Annotated in this window: 17 protein-coding genes; 7 read left to right on the forward strand and 10 right to left on the reverse strand. The window is 41.8% G+C overall.

Features of this window, described 5'->3' with window-relative positions:
• Positions 1-399: 399 nt before the first annotated feature.
• Positions 400-2,598, reverse strand: coding sequence for a malate synthase G (locus ACT3RN_RS03275; RefSeq protein ID WP_192518192.1), 2,199 nt, complete (start codon positions 2,596-2,598; stop codon positions 400-402).
• A gap of 888 nt (positions 2,599-3,486) precedes the next feature.
• On the opposite strand from ACT3RN_RS03275, the gene ACT3RN_RS03280 reads away from it, so the two are divergent.
• Complete coding sequence (locus ACT3RN_RS03280; RefSeq protein ID WP_226945044.1) at positions 3,487-4,101, forward strand: tRNA-(ms[2]io[6]A)-hydroxylase; 615 nt, start codon at positions 3,487-3,489, stop codon at positions 4,099-4,101.
• A 166-nt stretch (positions 4,102-4,267) separates the two neighbouring features.
• Here ACT3RN_RS03280 and ACT3RN_RS03285 read toward each other — a convergent pair whose 3' ends face one another.
• The 6 genes from ACT3RN_RS03285 to mtgA form a co-directional block, all read right to left on the reverse strand.
• Positions 4,268-4,468, reverse strand: coding sequence for a hypothetical protein (locus ACT3RN_RS03285; protein ID WP_192518194.1), 201 nt, complete (start codon positions 4,466-4,468; stop codon positions 4,268-4,270).
• A gap of 100 nt (positions 4,469-4,568) precedes the next feature.
• Positions 4,569-4,868 (reverse strand): hypothetical protein, encoded by a 300-nt coding sequence (locus tag ACT3RN_RS03290; protein ID WP_192991719.1) that lies wholly within the window; start codon positions 4,866-4,868, stop codon positions 4,569-4,571.
• 67 nt (positions 4,869-4,935) lie between these two features.
• Positions 4,936-5,181 (reverse strand): hypothetical protein, encoded by a 246-nt coding sequence (locus ACT3RN_RS03295; protein WP_192991720.1) that lies wholly within the window; start codon positions 5,179-5,181, stop codon positions 4,936-4,938.
• 56 nt (positions 5,182-5,237) lie between these two features.
• Positions 5,238-5,408: a hypothetical protein gene (locus ACT3RN_RS03300; RefSeq protein WP_192518197.1), complete on the reverse strand. Its 171-nt coding sequence runs from the start codon at positions 5,406-5,408 to the stop codon at positions 5,238-5,240.
• Between the two features lie 449 nt (positions 5,409-5,857).
• On the reverse strand, positions 5,858-8,011 hold the full coding sequence (ppk1, locus tag ACT3RN_RS03305; RefSeq protein WP_442062883.1) for a polyphosphate kinase 1: 2,154 nt from the start codon (positions 8,009-8,011) through the stop codon (positions 5,858-5,860).
• Between the two features lie 212 nt (positions 8,012-8,223).
• Positions 8,224-8,910: a monofunctional biosynthetic peptidoglycan transglycosylase gene (gene mtgA, locus ACT3RN_RS03310; RefSeq protein ID WP_442062881.1), complete on the reverse strand. Its 687-nt coding sequence runs from the start codon at positions 8,908-8,910 to the stop codon at positions 8,224-8,226.
• 208 nt (positions 8,911-9,118) lie between these two features.
• Here mtgA and ACT3RN_RS03315 point away from each other — a divergent pair, with 208 nt between their 5' ends.
• The 4 genes from ACT3RN_RS03315 (at position 9,119) to ACT3RN_RS03330 (ending at position 12,641) form a co-directional block, all read left to right on the forward strand.
• On the forward strand, positions 9,119-9,430 hold the full coding sequence (locus ACT3RN_RS03315) for a glutaredoxin family protein (protein WP_192518199.1): 312 nt from the start codon (positions 9,119-9,121) through the stop codon (positions 9,428-9,430).
• Positions 9,431-9,470: 40 nt separating this feature from the next.
• Positions 9,471-10,658 (forward strand): alpha-hydroxy acid oxidase, encoded by a 1,188-nt coding sequence (locus ACT3RN_RS03320; RefSeq protein WP_192518200.1) that lies wholly within the window; start codon positions 9,471-9,473, stop codon positions 10,656-10,658.
• A gap of 12 nt (positions 10,659-10,670) precedes the next feature.
• Positions 10,671-11,726 carry a rhomboid family intramembrane serine protease gene (locus ACT3RN_RS03325; RefSeq protein ID WP_192518201.1) on the forward strand — a complete coding sequence of 352 codons (1,056 nt, stop codon included), beginning with the start codon at positions 10,671-10,673 and terminating at the stop codon, positions 11,724-11,726.
• Between the two features lie 102 nt (positions 11,727-11,828).
• Positions 11,829-12,641 (forward strand): MipA/OmpV family protein, encoded by an 813-nt coding sequence (locus tag ACT3RN_RS03330; RefSeq protein ID WP_192518202.1) that lies wholly within the window; start codon positions 11,829-11,831, stop codon positions 12,639-12,641.
• Positions 12,642-12,741: 100 nt separating this feature from the next.
• Here ACT3RN_RS03330 and ACT3RN_RS03335 read toward each other — a convergent pair whose 3' ends face one another.
• The 3 genes from ACT3RN_RS03335 to fumC form a co-directional block, all read right to left on the reverse strand.
• On the reverse strand, positions 12,742-13,176 hold the full coding sequence (locus tag ACT3RN_RS03335) for a hypothetical protein (protein WP_192518203.1): 435 nt from the start codon (positions 13,174-13,176) through the stop codon (positions 12,742-12,744).
• 212 nt (positions 13,177-13,388) lie between these two features.
• Positions 13,389-13,916: a peroxiredoxin gene (locus tag ACT3RN_RS03340; protein ID WP_192518204.1), complete on the reverse strand. Its 528-nt coding sequence runs from the start codon at positions 13,914-13,916 to the stop codon at positions 13,389-13,391.
• Positions 13,917-14,238: 322 nt separating this feature from the next.
• A complete protein-coding gene (gene fumC / locus ACT3RN_RS03345; protein WP_192518205.1) occupies positions 14,239-15,642 on the reverse strand; it encodes a class II fumarate hydratase in 1,404 nt (467 codons plus the stop codon).
• A 193-nt stretch (positions 15,643-15,835) separates the two neighbouring features.
• On the opposite strand from fumC, the gene ACT3RN_RS03350 reads away from it, so the two are divergent.
• On the forward strand, positions 15,836-16,486 hold the full coding sequence (locus ACT3RN_RS03350; protein ID WP_225739059.1) for a 5-formyltetrahydrofolate cyclo-ligase: 651 nt from the start codon (positions 15,836-15,838) through the stop codon (positions 16,484-16,486).
• The gene (locus ACT3RN_RS03355) at positions 16,486-16,737 is read left to right on the forward strand and encodes a hypothetical protein (RefSeq protein ID WP_192518206.1); all 252 of its coding nucleotides are present in this window, start codon (positions 16,486-16,488) and stop codon (positions 16,735-16,737) included. The genes ACT3RN_RS03350 and ACT3RN_RS03355 overlap by 1 nt, the downstream gene beginning before the upstream one ends.
• The last annotated feature ends 5 nt before the right edge of the window (positions 16,738-16,742 follow it).

Consider the following 16,742-nt stretch of genomic DNA (forward strand, 5'->3'; position numbering starts at 1 on the left):
AAAAACATAACATCGTGGTCATAAATATCATATAAAAGACAAAAATAAAGCGATACCTGTCGAAACAAGTATCGCTCATAATATGTTTGTAGTCCTGTAACAAAACCCTGTTACAGATCTCAGCTACATGAGCTTATTACCAGACCAAGCGCCATGATTCAACTATCGAGCCACATTATTATCAACACCGATATCAACACCGATAAAATAAACTAATGTTATCAAAGCATGTCATCACTTTAAACACAGTGACCAAAACGACAGCCAAACTCAAAAAATAGTCAGGATAATATCAAGCGATTTAATGCAGTTTAGCCAGAATTTGGGCCGCTTCAAGCCATTTACGGCTTAAATGAGCTCAGTGCTAGGTCACAGCCTAGCATCAGTGTATATCTAACTCTAAGTATTCGCTTTTAAGTCAAGGCGTGCTTGATGCAGTAATGGCTCAGTATAGCCACTAGGCTGCTCACGACCTTTAAACACCAAGTCACAAGCCGCTTTGAATGCATAAGAGTTTTCAAAATCACTGGCCATCGCTTGATAACTGCTGTCACCGGCATTCTGCTCATCAACAACTTTTGCCATGCGTTTCATGGTCTCTAACACTTGCTCTTCACTGACGACATTATGATGCAACCAGTTGGCTATATGCTGGCTTGAGATACGCAATGTGGCCCTATCCTCCATGAGACCGACATCATTGATATCAGGTACTTTAGAGCAACCTACACCTTGATTGACCCAACGTACAACATAACCTAAGATGCCTTGAGCGTTATTGTCTAGCTCTTGCTGCTTTTCTTCTTTTGTCCAGCTGGTATCTTTCGCCAATGGAATGGTCAAAATATCATCTAAGCTAGCACGCTCACGTGATTTCAGGCCATCTTGGACATCAGCGACATTTACTTGATGATAGTGCATACTGTGTAAGGTTGCGCCTGTTGGTGATGGCACCCATGCGGTACTGGCACCAGACTGAGGATGTGCCGCTTTAGTATCCATCATTTCCTTCATCTCATCAGGCTTCGCCCACATGCCTTTACCAATCTGAGCAACACCCTGTAAACCTGTCTCTAGACCGATATCTACATTCCACTGCTCATAAGCTGGTTGCCATGTTTGTGACTTCATCTCGCCTTTTGGTACAAATGCTCCAGCATTCATACTGGTGTGCATCTCGTCACCCGTACGGTCTAAGAAGCCTGTGTTAATAAAGATGACACGTTCTTTTGCTTGACGAATGGCTTCTTTTAAGTTGACCGTCATACGACGCTCTTCGTCCATGATACCGATTTTAATAGTATTGCGCTCTAGGCCTAATAGATCTTCTGTCGCGTTAAACAAGTCATTGGCCATTTTCACTTCTTCAGGGCCATGCATTTTTGGCTTAACAATATACATAGAGCCTTTACGTGAATTCGATAGCGCGTTTGTACCTTTGAGATCATTTAAAGATAATAGCGGTGTAATCAGACCATCCATCAGGCCTTCAAATATTTGCTCTTGACCATTCCCTAAATCCACTAGGATTGCTGGATTTTGCATCAAGTGACCGACATTACGGATAAGCAATAATGAACGACCCGGTAGGATAAGCTTGCCACCGTCTGGCGTGGTGTATTCACGGTCTGGATTTTGCTTACGAGTGCGTGTCTTACCACCCTTTTCAAAAGTTTCTTGTAGGTCTGCATTCATCAATCCAAGCCAGTTACGATAGACTTCAACTTTTTCTTCGGCATCAACGGCAGCGATTGAATCTTCACAATCTTGAATCGCAGTAATCGCGGACTCAAGCAATACGTCTTTGATGTTTGCTGGATCATCTTTGCCTACTGGATTATTGGCGTCGATTTGAATTTCGGCATGCAAATTATTATTTTTTAATAAAATACCTGTAGGCGCTGCTGCATCACCCACAAAACCTGCAAATTTTTCAGCGGATTTTAACGAAGTACTACTATCACCCTGAACAATCTCAAGCTGACCATCAACGACTTTAAAGCCTGTTGCATCATTGTATGAACCTGATGCTAGCGCAAAATGCTCATCTAAGAATGCTTTAGCGTAAGCAACAACAGCAGCACCGCGAGTCGGATTATAGCCGCCTGTCGCTTCTTGACCATTTTCATCACTAATAACATCGGTACCATATAACGCATCATATAAACTACCCCAACGTGCGTTGGTCGCGTTCAGTGCATAACGAGCATTGCGTACGGGTACCACCAGCTGTGGCCCTGCAATATGCGCAATCTCGTCATCGACATTTTGGGTACTGACTTTGAAATCATCACCCTCTGGTAATAAATAGCCAATCTCTTGTAGGAAAGCCTTATATGTTGGGTAATCAATTTCACCATCTTTGGCAGGGTGTTGTAGATGCCACTCATCAATCTGTGCTTGAATCTTGTCACGAGTTTCTAGTAGCGCCTTGTTGCGCGGGGTGAACTCTTTAATGACTTTTTCAAAACCTAACCAATAACTGTCTGAATCAACACCGACTTTCGGCAGCACTTCGTTTTCAATAAAATCATACAATTGCTGATCGATGGCAAGAATACCTTTTTGAATACGATTGGCGTTAGAAGATTGGCTCATGTTGTTATCCTTATCTGTTCGTGAGGGTGTAAAAACGAAGTTACTACCGCAATGGTTGGACATTGTCGGTCTTAGACATCTATTCCAAGTTTAGATGAAGTACGAAGCAAACTTATTGTTCTATCTTATAAGCTTGTCATGAATAGCGACTCAAGCATTTATGCTATGCTACTGAAGTGAATTTTCAATCTGAATACTTACGACTAAATGGACTAAAAATAGCTGAACCTTTACCAAGCCACTTTCCTTGTTTGGCTACCATTTGTCTTATTTTTATATCCATTTTCAAAATGAGAACACACTTTGGCATGATATTTCAGCCATAGCATCAAAAGATGCTTATTAATAATATGCCAAAAACCGGTAACAGGCGCAAATGTATTTGTTTATTCTGCAATGACTGCAACTGGATAACTGCTACTTTATACCGTACTGCCAGTTGCTATAATACTTATCACTCATGACTAAGCGATGATACATATATCAATAACAAGATAAAAAATATGCTTCAATGAAATCTCATCGTACTATCAAATAAAGAAATAAACAAGAGAATAGCATTCACCAAGTAAATACTGGGGTTGTCTAATAATGATAACCTATACACCATCAGAGCTAAGGCAGCTCATGCATCATTTTTAAAATGAAGAGATGGCTTGGTAATAAAACATAAGTAATAAAACATATATAAACAGTGAATAATCATTGCTTGAGCAATTTTTACTTATTGGTTATCTACCTCATTTTTATATTCACTCAACACGTATAAAATACTTGACCATGACAGAGACTATGAACCAAGAAAATATGACATCCCATTACATTAACGACAATCTCATTACTGAAAACGCTACAGAGCAAGACAGCGTTGATGTCACACAACTACGCATGCCTCTAAAGGTAGATCTATCCCCTATTTATAACTTTTTGGGTGCTCGAACGACTCAGGACTGGGTATATGCTGCCATTGAAAACTTGCCATTAATCATTCAAGATCATGCCAACTGCGAAAAAAAAGCCGCTGGCACTGCCATGAATCTCATCTTTCGCTATGAGTTCTCTTATGACTTACAGCGCAAGCTAGCGCAGTTGATACGTGAAGAAATGCTGCATTATGAGCAGGTATTGGGCATCATGAACGATCGTGGTCAGGAGTGGGAATACTTGAGTGCTGGACGCTACGCTAAAGGTATGTTGAAGCACAAACGTACTTACGAGCCAGCAGCAATGGTTGATGTGCTTATTATCGGAGCGTTTATCGAGGCACGCTCTTGCGAACGTTTTGCAGCATTGGCTGAAGTTATTAACGATGAGCGCTTGGCAAAGTATTACCGCTATTTATTGAAGTCTGAAAGTCGGCATTTTGAAGACTATCTAGCACTAGCACAGTCATTGGCTGAAGAGAATATTGATGACAGAGTCGCATTCTTTAAAGAAGTAGAATCAGAATTGATATCTAGCCCTGATACTGACTTACGCTTTCACAGCGGCACACCTGCTTAGGTATTGATAGCTATATTTTGGATCAAGAAATTTAGACCAAGAAAAAAGATGCCGTTACCGCTCAAACCAACTTGAGCATTAATGGCACCTTTTCTGATTGAATCTAGCTGTTGGTACCTCTTATTATAATATTTTCGGTGAAAACCACAGCTAGCATGGCAGGTTATTATTCATCATCTATCATTAACGGGCTGTCATATTGTTTATTGTTTTTGGCAATTTGATGTGGGTCATGTTCGTCCGTTGCTCTTTCTGCAGCAGCAGGATTCGCTCTCTGTAAAGCATCATCAGCGACAATGCCATGGCTGTCATCTGCATCTTTCAATTCATGACTCTGATTAACTGCTTTATCATTTGATATGCTCATAACGGCTCCTCACTATCGTCACTATTATAATCGTCTTATCTAAATATAAGTTACTAGGGCGTGCTCCCAGTTCAAACAACAACTTTATATCAGCTAAGCATTAGCTGTCTTTTTCATCAGATTTTAATACCCGTGATTGCGCATTGTCAGCATTTGCATAACGGTTCAGATTGTTTATCTCTTCACTCTTACAGTGTTCTCCTGCAACCGTATGCTCATTGATACCATCATCAAACGCATTACCTTCTTGATCACGACGATCAGGCTGGCGTGCAGGGTTGTCATTATCATTGACGTGTTTTGAGTGAAACACACTTTCTTCGAATGTATCCGTCCCTTTATTCTCAGTAGTATTCTTTTCTATCTGATTGTCGGTTGATACTGGCGCTTTGTGTTCCATGGTTATGTCCTTATTATTTTTATCTACATACTTTCTTAGAAGTTACTTTAATTACTGCCAAACGTACTTAGTTTTGCTGATTTAGATTATGAACATTCAAATCTGCCACGTTTTTGCCACCTGCTGGTAAGCCTTCTTCTTTGCGAGGGTCGGCATATATTTCATCAGTCTCTTGTGAGTCTTGTTGTGGACCATCAATATCTGGTTCATGCTTTCGACCTTCATAGCTGTCTTGCGTATGGTCGAGCTGTGTTGTGGCTTGATTATCAACCACTACCTTTGCTTCATCTCTTAGTTTTTTTTCGTTTGTCATCGTGTACCTCTTGATTTGATAAATTAGACATTGGATCAAAACCGCTGAAACGCTGACTATTTATCGGTGCGTAGTTCTTCTTTAATAAAAGAAGTCTGCTCATCTTCGCTCAATGTTTTAGGCGTGGCGCTCTTTTGCTCATCTTCAAGGTTTTTTGCAATTTTTTGGCTATCTGCTTGCTCTGCGGCCTGCTTAATATCTGAGCGATCGTTATCAATATGACTCATGGTGATTTCCTTTTCTTATAATTAAATATCAGTTAGTGAAACATCAGTTTTCTGTCAGTTAGCTGACTGATAATATTATGACTGACCTTAAGTATAAAGAGGACATTACGTACCTAACCAGTGTGCTGCCGTATCAATATGTATATAAATGTGAGGTTACAAGACAGTTTGTAACTTATATAGTCAGTGAACGACTAAAACCACTACGGTATTACCTTCATTAGCCGTGCTGAATGTACAATCTGCAGTGGTCTACCTGTTACCTATTCTAGAATTTTTTTATAAATACCAATCTCAAACAGTATGAGTGACGATGTCTGTGTCTATGTGTGTCTCTGACTATACAAATAATTTGCCAAAAAAAACCAAGCGCTAGTATTTACTGGCGCTTGGCTTTTTCAATTCATTCACAACATTCAATAATGTTTAAACAGTCATTCAGAGAGTAGCTACACTGAATCTCCTACACCATTGATGTTTTTTAACAAGTACTCTTGGGCGATATGTGGTGTTTCACCAGTTGCCGGCTGCAGGTGTGTCCAAACACCATTGCCATCAAGCGTCCAAGCTTGCGTATTGTCTTTAAGATAATTCAGTAAGCCATCTTGGTAGACTTGCTTGAACAATTTTTTGTCTTCAATTGGAAATGCCACTTCTACGCGGTGAAATAAATTACGATCCATCCAATCAGCACTACCGCAATATAAACGCTCATCACCATTATTATAAAAATAATAGATGCGCGTATGTTCTAAAAACCGACCTATTACTGAACGCACCGTAATATTCTCAGATAAATCTTTTACCTGTGGACGTAGACAACAAATAGAACGTAAAATCAGCTCAATTTTGACCCCTGCTTGCGAGGCATCATATAGCTTGGCAATCAGTTTTCGTTCCGTCAAAGCATTGACCTTTACGATAATATGAGCGCGCTTACCTTTTTTTGCATGAGCAATTTCATCATCGATAAAGCTCATCAATTTATCATGCAAGGTAAACGGTGCATGCAATAGTTTTTTTAGATTGGCCGGTTTACCCATTCCTGTCAGCTCTTGGAATATTTTGTGCACGTCTTCTGAGATATCAGGATCGGCGGTGAATAAACCATAATCAGTATAGACTTTCGCATTAGCTGCGTGATAGTTGCCCGTACCTAAGTGCACATAACGACGGATTCGGTTTTCTTCACGACGGATAATCAACATGAGCTTGGCATGGGTTTTATAACCAACAATACCATACACAACGACCGCGCCCGCTTCTTGTAAATAATTGGCCACAGCAATATTAGAGGCTTCATCGAAACGTGCCCTCAGCTCAATAACGGCGGTTACTTCTTTACCATTACGGGCGGCCGCTGCGAGTGCTTTGACTATTTCTGAATTGGTGCCTGAGCGATATAGGGTTTGCTTAATCGCTAGCACTTTTGGATCACTAGCCGCTTGCCACAATAAGTTAATAATTGGCGAAAAAGCGTGAAAAGGATGATGCACGAGCACATCTTTTTTTCGTATCGCAGCAAACATACTGGTCGCTTTGTCTAGCTTATCCATCTCACGGCGAAACTCTTTGGGAATTACATGGTTAAACGGCTGATAACGCAGCGCTGGAATATTGAAATCAAATAACAACCTTGTAAGGTTGACAGGACCATTAACGCGATACAACTGATTGTCATGTAGCTCAAACTCATTGAGCAAATAGTCACTGATGTCTGTTGGACAGTTGGTAGTGACTTCTAGACGAACTTTATCACCAAAGCGGCGGTTTTCGAGCTCACCTTCTAACGCTTTGGCAATATCTTCGACATCATCAGCCACATCTAGATCAGCATTACGGGTCAATCTGAACTGATGACAGCCCGTCACATTCATACCAGGGAACAGCTCACCGATATGCTCATGAATAATAGCAGATAACATGACGTGATGCTCTTTGCCGCCAGTCAACTCATCTGGCAAACGAATCACACGTGGCAGACTGCGCGGTGCTGGCACAATCGCAAGGTTGATATCACGGCCGAAAGCATCTTTACCCTCTAAGCTGGCAATGAAGTTTAAGCTCTTATTAACCAAGCGTGGAAATGGATGTGCCGGGTCAATACTAATCGGTGTCAGTACTGGTGACACTTGCTCGGTGAAATAACGCTTCATCCATGCTGATTGCTCAGCATTGAGCTCATCGCGTTTGAGATAACGGATGTCTTCCTTAGCAAGTGCTGGCAAAACATCTTCATTAAGAATACGATATTGCTCATCGATTGCATCGTGCATGACCATGGCTATTTCATTCAGCACTTCACTAGGACGCATACCTTGCACACTGGTCGAAACATCACCGATGTTGAGCTTTTGCATCAAGCCTGCGACACGAATTTCAAAAAACTCATCGATATTGGATGAGAAGATAATCAAGAAAAACAAACGTTCTAGTAGCGGATGACGAGTACTGGCTGCCTGTGCTAAAACACGCAGATGAAACTGTAATAAAGATAAGTCACGGTTGATATAGCTACTGGGTGAATAGCTGCCATCCTCTGAACGCTGCCATGCTACTTGGGTTAAATGTTTATTATCAGCAGTTTGAGCTTTATCGTTCACACCAGCATTGTTTACAGCAACATTGTTCACAGTAACATTGTCTTTCGCGTCACTGCTTTTTTTATCGTTTACATCTACCACGTCATTACTCCTGTTGCGTTATCGATACACCATCATTTTTTTTATACTTCTATTAGGGCATTGTCCTCAATCTGAACATTGCACTTTAAATGGGCTAAAAATGAGGACACGCCCTAGGACAAAGCAGCGAATTACTCTGCTTGCGGTAAGACGGCATTGTTCATACGTTTTTTGATAATACTTTGTTTGTTGCGCAATCGCCTATCACCTTGGTTGTCTTGGTAATACTTTGGATTGGTCAACATAGAAATAAGTAAAGATGATTCATCACGATTAAGATTGGCAGCAGATTTATTAAAATAATGCTGCGCAGCCGCTTCGACACCATAAATACCATTACCAAACTCTGCCACATTGAGATAAGCCGTCAAAATACGCTGCTTATCCCATAGTGTTTCAATCATCACGGTAATAACTGCTTCTTCTCCCTTGCGAGCATACGAGCGATGCGAGGTCAAAAACAAGTTTTTTGCCAATTGCTGAGTAATCGTTGAACCACCCGCAGACGTTTTACCTGTTTCTTCATTTCTTTTCATTGCTGCTTCAATGCCTTTCATATCAAAACCATTATGCTGGCTAAATGTCGAGTCCTCGCTTACTATCGCTGCTTGTTTGGCAGATTTTGCAATGTCATCATACTCTACCCAAGTCTGAGTGACTGAACCCTCGGTTATGCGATGCGTCAGCATAAACATGCTGTTATTAATCGGCTGCGTTTTCCAGATCAATAGTAGTCCAGCGACCAACACATGGAACACCACGACTATGAGCATTAATGCCAATAATAGTCGTTTGATAAATTTGCCAAAACTTGCCATGCGCGATATCCAAGTGATTAAAAAGCTAATAAGATGAAATGATAAATCAATAACGAGAAGCAGCAGGTCATCTTACCTAATCTCACAATCGCTGTCATTATTTACCCTACTTCTTTATCATGTCATAATGGTTAAACCGTCTGTATGCTTTGGAATAAAATTATAAAATCAGGACTTTTTTGATAATTATTAAGACAAGAGAACAAATATGTACGATGATAGTCATATAAAAAATTTACGAGCACGTATCATAGGCACCAATCCAAACCTTGATACAGTTGAAAATAGAGATAAATGGTGGTTGCTTGGCACCGCTGGCTGTCATTTATGTGACATCGCAGAGCAGCAGCTAATTCAATTTCAAGCGGTACAGCCCATCGATTATCACTATATCGATATCGCTGATTTTGATGAAACATTAATGTTAGAGTTTGCCACCACCATTCCTATTATTTTGACACCCTCAAAACAACTAAACTACCCATTTTCAGTACTGGACTTACAGCAACTCATCGTTTGATAATATTTAAATGGTCATAAAACCCTATAGTGAGAAAACTATGAAAGATTTAAAAAAAATAACAGAAATTGAAGACCTGCGCCGCATCGCTGAGCGCAAAGTACCACGTATGTTTTACGATTACGTCGATTCAGGCTCATGGACGGAGACCACGTATCGCAATAACGAAACGGATTTTGATCGTATCAAACTGCGTCAGCGAGTGCTGGTAGATATGGACAACCGCAGTCTAGCAACACAGATGCTCGGTGAATCTGTCAAAATGCCAGTGGCGATTGCACCAACTGGTTTTACAGGAATGATGTGGGCGGATGGAGAAATCAAAGCCGCACAGGCCGCTGAAAAGTTCGGTGTGCCCTTCTCACTCTCAACCATGAGCATCTGCTCAATCGAGGACGTCGCTGAAAACACCAATGCGCCATTTTGGTTTCAACTATACGTCATGCGTGATAAAGATTTTATGACCAATCTGATTCGCCGTGCGAAAGCAGCAAACTGTTCTGCGCTTATTCTCACCGCTGATTTGCAAGTACTAGGTCAACGCCATAAAGACATCAAAAACGGTTTGTCTGCGCCGCCGAAACCCACACTCGCTAATATGCTGAATCTAGTGACCAAGCCAGAATGGTGCATGAATATGCTCGGCACCAAACGTCATACGTTTGGCAACATCGTTGGACATGCCAAAAACGTCGAGGATCTCTCATCATTGTCAGCATGGACTGCCGAACAGTTCGATCCGCGCTTGAGCTGGGATGATGTCGCCCGTATCAAGGACGAATGGGGCGGAAAACTCATCATAAAAGGCATTATGGAACCAGAAGATGCCATACTAGCCGCCCGTAGCGGTGCCGATGCGCTGGTTGTCTCAAACCATGGTGGTCGCCAATTAGATGGTGCACTGTCCTCTATCTCTGCGCTTTCTGATATTGTGCAAGCGGTCCATGCTGAAAACAGCGATATCGAGGTCTGGCTAGATAGCGGTATTCGCTCTGGTCAAGATGTATTAAAGGCTATCTCGCTGGGTGCAAAAGGCACCATGATCGGCCGAGCGTTTTTGTATGGTCTAGGCGCTTATGGCGAAGACGGTGTCCGCCGTGCGCTTGAGCTAATCTATAAAGAGTGTGATATTAGCATGGCGTTCTGTGGTCATACCGATATCAATACCGTCACTGACAATATCTTGGTAAAAGGTACCTATGAAAACCTCAAAACTACCTATCTTTAAAGCTAGCTATTTATGACCATTCAACAATTATTTAAAACGGCACCTGTCACTACTTTGTTATTGGTCAGCTTTATTGGCCTATTTGTTATACAAGTGCTGACGGGCGTCGATGCCAATAATCCATCGACAGAAAACCTATTAAACTGGGGCGCCAATGCCTTACCCTACACCATGAATGAAGACCCATGGCGGCTGGTAAGCAGTGCATTTTTGCACATTGGCCTAATGCATTTATTGTTTAATGCCTTTGCGATGTACTTCTTCGGTCAAGTTGCCGAGCCGATATTTGGCTCAGCTAAGTTTTTGGTATTGTTTTTACTGGCAGCCGTCGGTGGCGGCTTACTCAATAACTATATAACATGGCAGGCGTTATTAGAGGGAACGGGGCAGCCTGGACTATCGGCGGGCGCATCTGGTGGCATCATGGGCATCGGTGCAGCATTATTAATAGTGGCGCTGTTTAAGATATCGGTCAATGGCATGGTACTCAATCTAAAAAGCTTGATAATGATTATGGGCATCAACCTTGTGTATGGTTTTGCGGTGCCGGGGATTGATAATGCAGGACATATCGGCGGTGCTATTACCGGACTCGTCATTGCATTACCTTTTGCGATTGCCTACCGTCAACGTATGACAGTCACTCTACAAAATGCCGCTATTTATCAGAACCAAAACCTACACCGTCATCAAACGACCTATATCAATCAACCACCTAGCGTCGATAGTTACTCAGCTCCTCACGCTACTGATTTAGATAATAGTGACTTAAATAGCTCTGACTTAAATAGCTCTAACTTTAATAGCAATGACCTTGCTCGTTATCGTTCAGATATGACCGACTCCTATAACGATGATACTTATGCGCAACGTAGCGCTGGTATGGATTCAAGGTCAAATATCGACACGGCTCATGCCAACAGCACCACACCAAAAACACCTATTAAACCCTCGTTTATCTGGCAGTTATTGCCATGGCTAGCGATGTTATTGATCAGTATTGGCTTTGTCTGGTGGTGGCAAGATATTCATGCTCAGATCATACAGATATTAAAAACCATTGAGTAAATGCGCATAGTTATTTATCATGACTAAACAGCCGATGAGTTTTACCCACTTATTGCTACACAGTTGCTTTACCTTATTATTCCTAATTTACGAGATTCGATTATGTTTAGACTTGCAGCGCTACCTAGTATCTCTACGCGTACCATGCTTATCACGTCCACAGCTACCGCATTATTCAGTGTGACCAGCATGTCTAACGCTGCACTGTTTGAGGACAACTTACCCACTGACCCAGATGCAGTATTAAGCGTCGGCGTCAACGCCATGTCTGTTAAGTCAGCTTATGACCTGGAAGACGATACCGAGATAAATGTGTTACCAGGCGTATTTTATGACAATAATCTGTTTTATATACGCGGCGCACAAGCAGGTGCTTACGTCATTAACAATAGAGCTAACCAGCTGTCTGCTTATGTCAAGCTTGCGGGTACTGAGTTTGACCCTGACGATGCTACTGATGATTTGGCTGGGCTAGATGAACGCAAATTGTCAGCAGAAGCTGGTTTGAGCTATCAGCGTAATACCTCACTGGGTGCCATCCGTGCTCAGATAGGCGCCGATGTGCTAGATCGCAGCGGTGGTAATACAGCTCGCTTGACCTATCTTGCCAGAGTTACTAAGGGCAATTTAACCGTCTATCCTAGCATTGGTTTTGAATACCATGATGATGATTATAACGAATACTATTATGGTGTCAGTGATAAAGAGTCAGCTGAAACTGGTGTTGACGCTTATCAAGCTGATGCAAGCTTGAACCCTTACGTAAGCGTCAGTGCCAACTATGACTTCAATGAAAAATGGGCAGGGTTTTTTAATCAAAGCGTGAGCTATCTACCGACTGAGCAGTACGATAGTCCAATGGTAGACTCGCGTGTTGAAGCAGCGACGACGCTTGGTTTGCTTTATAAGTTCTAGCTAAAATTGAATGTTTGGTAGAAAAAGCCGAGCATTTTGCTTGGCTTTTTTTGGTTTAAGTCGAGCTGTTATAAATTCAAACGCTCTGCTGGCTTTTTTATCATACTTTATTTAAGTTTCGCTCTAAATAGAAACGCCAAACCGTACTTATGAATAATAATACGTATGAGCCAATCCAACACCCAACTCCCCAAATTTTCAGTTCGATTTCTGAATCATGAACGCCTTTATCGCCTGTTGCTATTATAGTTGTGAGAAAAAAAGTAGATAACCCAAGCATTAAAGTAAAAGCGGCAAGGTTAATCGGGTTTTTATGGCGTAACGTCAGGTATATAGCTAGCAAAAAAGTGAGATTACTATAAGCTTGGAATACTAAACCAATCCAACCCAATAGAATACCCATTACTAAAGTCTCATAGCCAAAATAAGTTTCACCATCGTAATGTAGCGCAGGTAAACATAGAGATAATAGCCACACGTACAGAGCTATTTTAGACAGTGTTGGCGGGTTGGAACAAGTATGATCAAGGCTCATGAGTTATCCTTACTTATTCTACTGGAGCAATGGTTGTTTGATCTAATAGCTCCTAATATACCTATCCAATACTCCTCACTTTGCGTAAAAGCTGTGTATTTAGCATCACTGCTTCATATAAATTCCATAAAATATAAACAAAAAAAAGACCTTGCCACATTCTCTTATAAGAAGTGACAAGGTCTTTTTTATTTCTAAATCCTCAATAGAATCTAAGCATTACTTTTCAAATACGCTAACATAGTGTCCGCATCTGATACTTCAAATGGGTCTATTGGACAGTTGTCGCCAAAGTCAGCTTCCTTAAACACTTTTTTAACTTCTTTATTGTCGACTACCATCGAATAACGCCATGAGCGCATACCAAAGCCAACATTACTCTTATCAACCAGCATGCCCATTTTACGAGTGAACTCACCATTACCATCAGGAAGTAAGAAAACGTTTTCACGGTTTTGCTTTAGACCCCATTGGTACATGACGAACGCATCATTGACAGAAATACAAACTATTTCATCTACGCCTAATGCCTTAAACTCATTATAAAGCTCTTCATAACGAGGGAGATGGCTGGTTGAACAAGTTGGCGTAAAGGCGCCTGGTAGAGAAAACACAACCACTTTTTTATTGGCAAATAACTCATCTGTGGTTAGATCATACCATGTGAATGGGTTGTCTCCGCCAATAGAGTCATCACGAACACGAGTTTTAAAGGTCATATCAGGAACATGGGTAATCATTATTTACTCCGATTTAGGTTATTGTCTTTTTTTCTAAAATTCTGCAGGTATATGATAATAGTTATACTGGTCCATAAGCAATCTTTGAGATTACATCCCCTGGATAAAATATAGCAATAGCTTGAAAAGTATAGACCAAAAAAAGACCTTGCCACATTCTCTTATAACTCATATAAGAAGTGACAAGGTCTTTTTATTTCTAAACTCTCAGTGAGACAAATATGACACTACCAGAAAGACGCATGCAAATGGTACTTATCGTACATTAAGCAAGTCTAACGCTGTAGCAGGTCACTACTTGATCTACTGCTTGGTCTACTGCTTATTTAGGGTTCACCATATCAGCAGGAATAACCCACTCATCAAACTGCGCTTCCGTTAATAGCTCTAGCTCAACCGCCACTTGCTTCAAGGTTTTGTTTTCTTTATAAGCCGTCTTAGCGATTTTCGCTGCATTTTCATAACCAACATGACGGTTCAATGAGGTCACTAGCATCAACGAGTTATGCAAGAAATCATCAATTTTGTCTTTTACTGGCTCGATACCAACGGCACAGTTATCGTTAAAGCTGTTGCAAGCATCGCCAAGTAATTTAATAGACTGCAATAAGTTAAATGCGATCACTGGCTTATACACGTTTAGCTCAAAGTTGCCTGATGCGCCAGCCATGCTGATAGTCGTGTCGTTACCCATGACCTGAGCGACAACCATGGTCATTGCTTCTGACTGAGTTGGGTTCACTTTGCCTGGCATGATAGAAGAGCCTGGCTCATTTTCAGGAATCGTCAATTCGCCCAGACCACAACGAGGGCCAGATGCCAACCAACGTACGTCATTAGCGATTTTATTTAAGCTCGCTGCTAGCGTTTTTAGGGCGCCTGACGCAAATACTTCGGCATCACGAGCGGCTAGTGCTTCAAACTTATTCGGTGAGGTGACAAATGGCAAATCAGTTAGGGTTGATAGTTGCTCAGCCGCTTTTACTGCATAATCAGGATGAGCGTTTAGACCAGTACCGACCGCAGTACCACCTAATGGCAATTCATACAGGCCTTGTAGCGCGTTATCGATACGAGTCAATGCATGGTCAAGTTGGCTCACATAGCCGCTGAACTCTTGGCCTAACGTTAATGGAGTAGCATCTTGTAAATGCGTACGACCGATTTTTACGATGCTATCGAACTCTTTTGCTTTAGCAGCGAGCGTATCACGTAGTGCTGTTACCGCTGGAATCAGCAAGCTATTGATCTGACGAGCAGCCGCCACACGAATCGCCGTTGGGAAGCTGTCGTTGGTAGACTGTGCATGGTTTACATGGTCATTTGGGTGAATTGGCGTGTAGCTGCCACGCTCAGAACCAGCGATTTCGTTGGCACGGTTGGCAAGCACTTCATTCATGTTCATGTTTGACTGTGTGCCAGAACCTGTCTGCCATACGACCAATGGGAATTGATCAGTTAGACCACCATTGATGATTTCGTCAGCGGCTTGTACGATTAGATCACGCTTGTCGCCTTCGATACGCTCTAGGCTTGCATTGGTAATGGCAGCGGCTTTTTTGACCAATGCCATCGCTTCGATCATTGGACGTGGTAATGTTTCACCACCGATTTTGAAGTTTTGACGGCTACGCTGTGTTTGCGCACCCCAATATGCATCAGCTGGGACTTCCACATTTCCCATAGTATCTTTTTCGGTACGAGTTGCCTGATTCTGTGTCGACATAACTACCCTCTTTTCTGGTTTGTTGTTGTATGGCTGAGCCGTAAAAAGTGTAACACCTGCTACACTTAAAAGAATATACGATATAAAGTGGCATTATAATAGCATGACTAAGACCAGTTGAATATTCACAAATAATCATTGCCAATATCTAACATCAGCAGTCAGCATCAATATCTCATTGGATAATATAACTATGCATCCTGAACCAAAAAGCTCAATGTCAGAGGAATCAGAAATTAGCAACCCACCCAGACGATACTTTACTCGCCAGCGTCGGCAGTTAACTGACAGTACACGCAGGAATATGGGACAAGCGGCAAGCCTGTATCTAACTAAGTTACAACAGCGATTGCCAAAAAACGCACGTATTGGCCTATATTATGATGGGTTTGGCGAATTACCCACTCAGCCAATTTTAGAGTGGTGTCAACGCTTAGGCTATTTTTCTTATCTACCCGTGGTCGGTTCACTTGGTCATGCTAACAATGGCTTTGAGGATAAACGGCTGCGTTTTGTCCCTATCTATCATTCAAAGCTACTTAACGTACCAACACGTATCCATCGGTTAGGTATGAAGCAAAACCATCATCGCCGGCTACTTTGGGCGCGAGAATTGGATGTCATTATCTGTCCGCTGGTGGCAGTCGATACACACGGCAACCGTATGGGTATGGGTGGCGGCTTTTATGATACGACATTAAGTAAAGTCTATCGGTCAGGGGCGAAAAAACCATTAAAAATAGGCTGGTGTTATGATTTTCAAGTGGTTGAGCAGTTAGCGCGTCAACCGTGGGATGTGCCATTAGATGGCTTAATCACGCCAAGCGGCATAAGGTGGTTTTAATGAAAGATGATAAACAATTTAAAAAAGAAGACTCTAGCGCTGCTGATTCCAGTGCAGATAGTGTGGATGAGTATCTGCAAACGTTAGGCAACGAGGACGCTAGAGAGCGACGTTACTACAGTCAAGAGCAGCCGTTTAGCTCTGAGGAGATGACACGGCTAATCAATGAAGAACGTCTAAATAAACTGCTGGCGCAAAGTGATGAGTTTTTGAGTAGTTTGAATAGTGAGTTGAGAGATTTTGATGAGTAGCATTT

The sequence above is a fragment of the Psychrobacter sp. AOP5-GZ1-6 genome (assembly GCF_052376345.1).
Classification (GTDB): domain Bacteria; phylum Pseudomonadota; class Gammaproteobacteria; order Pseudomonadales; family Moraxellaceae; genus Psychrobacter.

Bases quoted from the DNA above. Each gene is read 5' to 3' on its own strand.
- ACT3RN_RS03350 (WP_225739059.1), top strand. From the start codon at position 15,836: ATGCATCCTGAACCAAAAAGCTCAATGTCAGAGGAATCAGAAATTAGC.
- ACT3RN_RS03290 (WP_192991719.1), bottom strand. From the start codon at position 4,868: ATGGAACACAAAGCGCCAGTATCAACCGACAATCAGATAGAAAAGAAT.
- ACT3RN_RS03295 (WP_192991720.1), bottom strand. From the start codon at position 5,181: ATGACAAACGAAAAAAAACTAAGAGATGAAGCAAAGGTAGTGGTTGAT.
- ACT3RN_RS03315 (WP_192518199.1), top strand. From the start codon at position 9,119: ATGTACGATGATAGTCATATAAAAAATTTACGAGCACGTATCATAGGC.
- ACT3RN_RS03285 (WP_192518194.1), bottom strand. From the start codon at position 4,468: ATGAGCATATCAAATGATAAAGCAGTTAATCAGAGTCATGAATTGAAA.
- ACT3RN_RS03355 (WP_192518206.1), top strand. From the start codon at position 16,486: ATGAAAGATGATAAACAATTTAAAAAAGAAGACTCTAGCGCTGCTGAT.
- fumC (WP_192518205.1), bottom strand. From the start codon at position 15,642: ATGTCGACACAGAATCAGGCAACTCGTACCGAAAAAGATACTATGGGA.
- ACT3RN_RS03320 (WP_192518200.1), top strand. From the start codon at position 9,471: ATGAAAGATTTAAAAAAAATAACAGAAATTGAAGACCTGCGCCGCATC.
- ACT3RN_RS03335 (WP_192518203.1), bottom strand. From the start codon at position 13,176: ATGAGCCTTGATCATACTTGTTCCAACCCGCCAACACTGTCTAAAATA.
- mtgA (WP_442062881.1), bottom strand. From the start codon at position 8,910: ATGGCAAGTTTTGGCAAATTTATCAAACGACTATTATTGGCATTAATG.
- ACT3RN_RS03280 (WP_226945044.1), top strand. From the start codon at position 3,487: ATGCCTCTAAAGGTAGATCTATCCCCTATTTATAACTTTTTGGGTGCT.
- ACT3RN_RS03330 (WP_192518202.1), top strand. From the start codon at position 11,829: ATGTTTAGACTTGCAGCGCTACCTAGTATCTCTACGCGTACCATGCTT.
- ACT3RN_RS03275 (WP_192518192.1), bottom strand. From the start codon at position 2,598: ATGAGCCAATCTTCTAACGCCAATCGTATTCAAAAAGGTATTCTTGCC.
- ACT3RN_RS03325 (WP_192518201.1), top strand. From the start codon at position 10,671: ATGACCATTCAACAATTATTTAAAACGGCACCTGTCACTACTTTGTTA.
- ACT3RN_RS03340 (WP_192518204.1), bottom strand. From the start codon at position 13,916: ATGATTACCCATGTTCCTGATATGACCTTTAAAACTCGTGTTCGTGAT.
- ACT3RN_RS03300 (WP_192518197.1), bottom strand. From the start codon at position 5,408: ATGAGTCATATTGATAACGATCGCTCAGATATTAAGCAGGCCGCAGAG.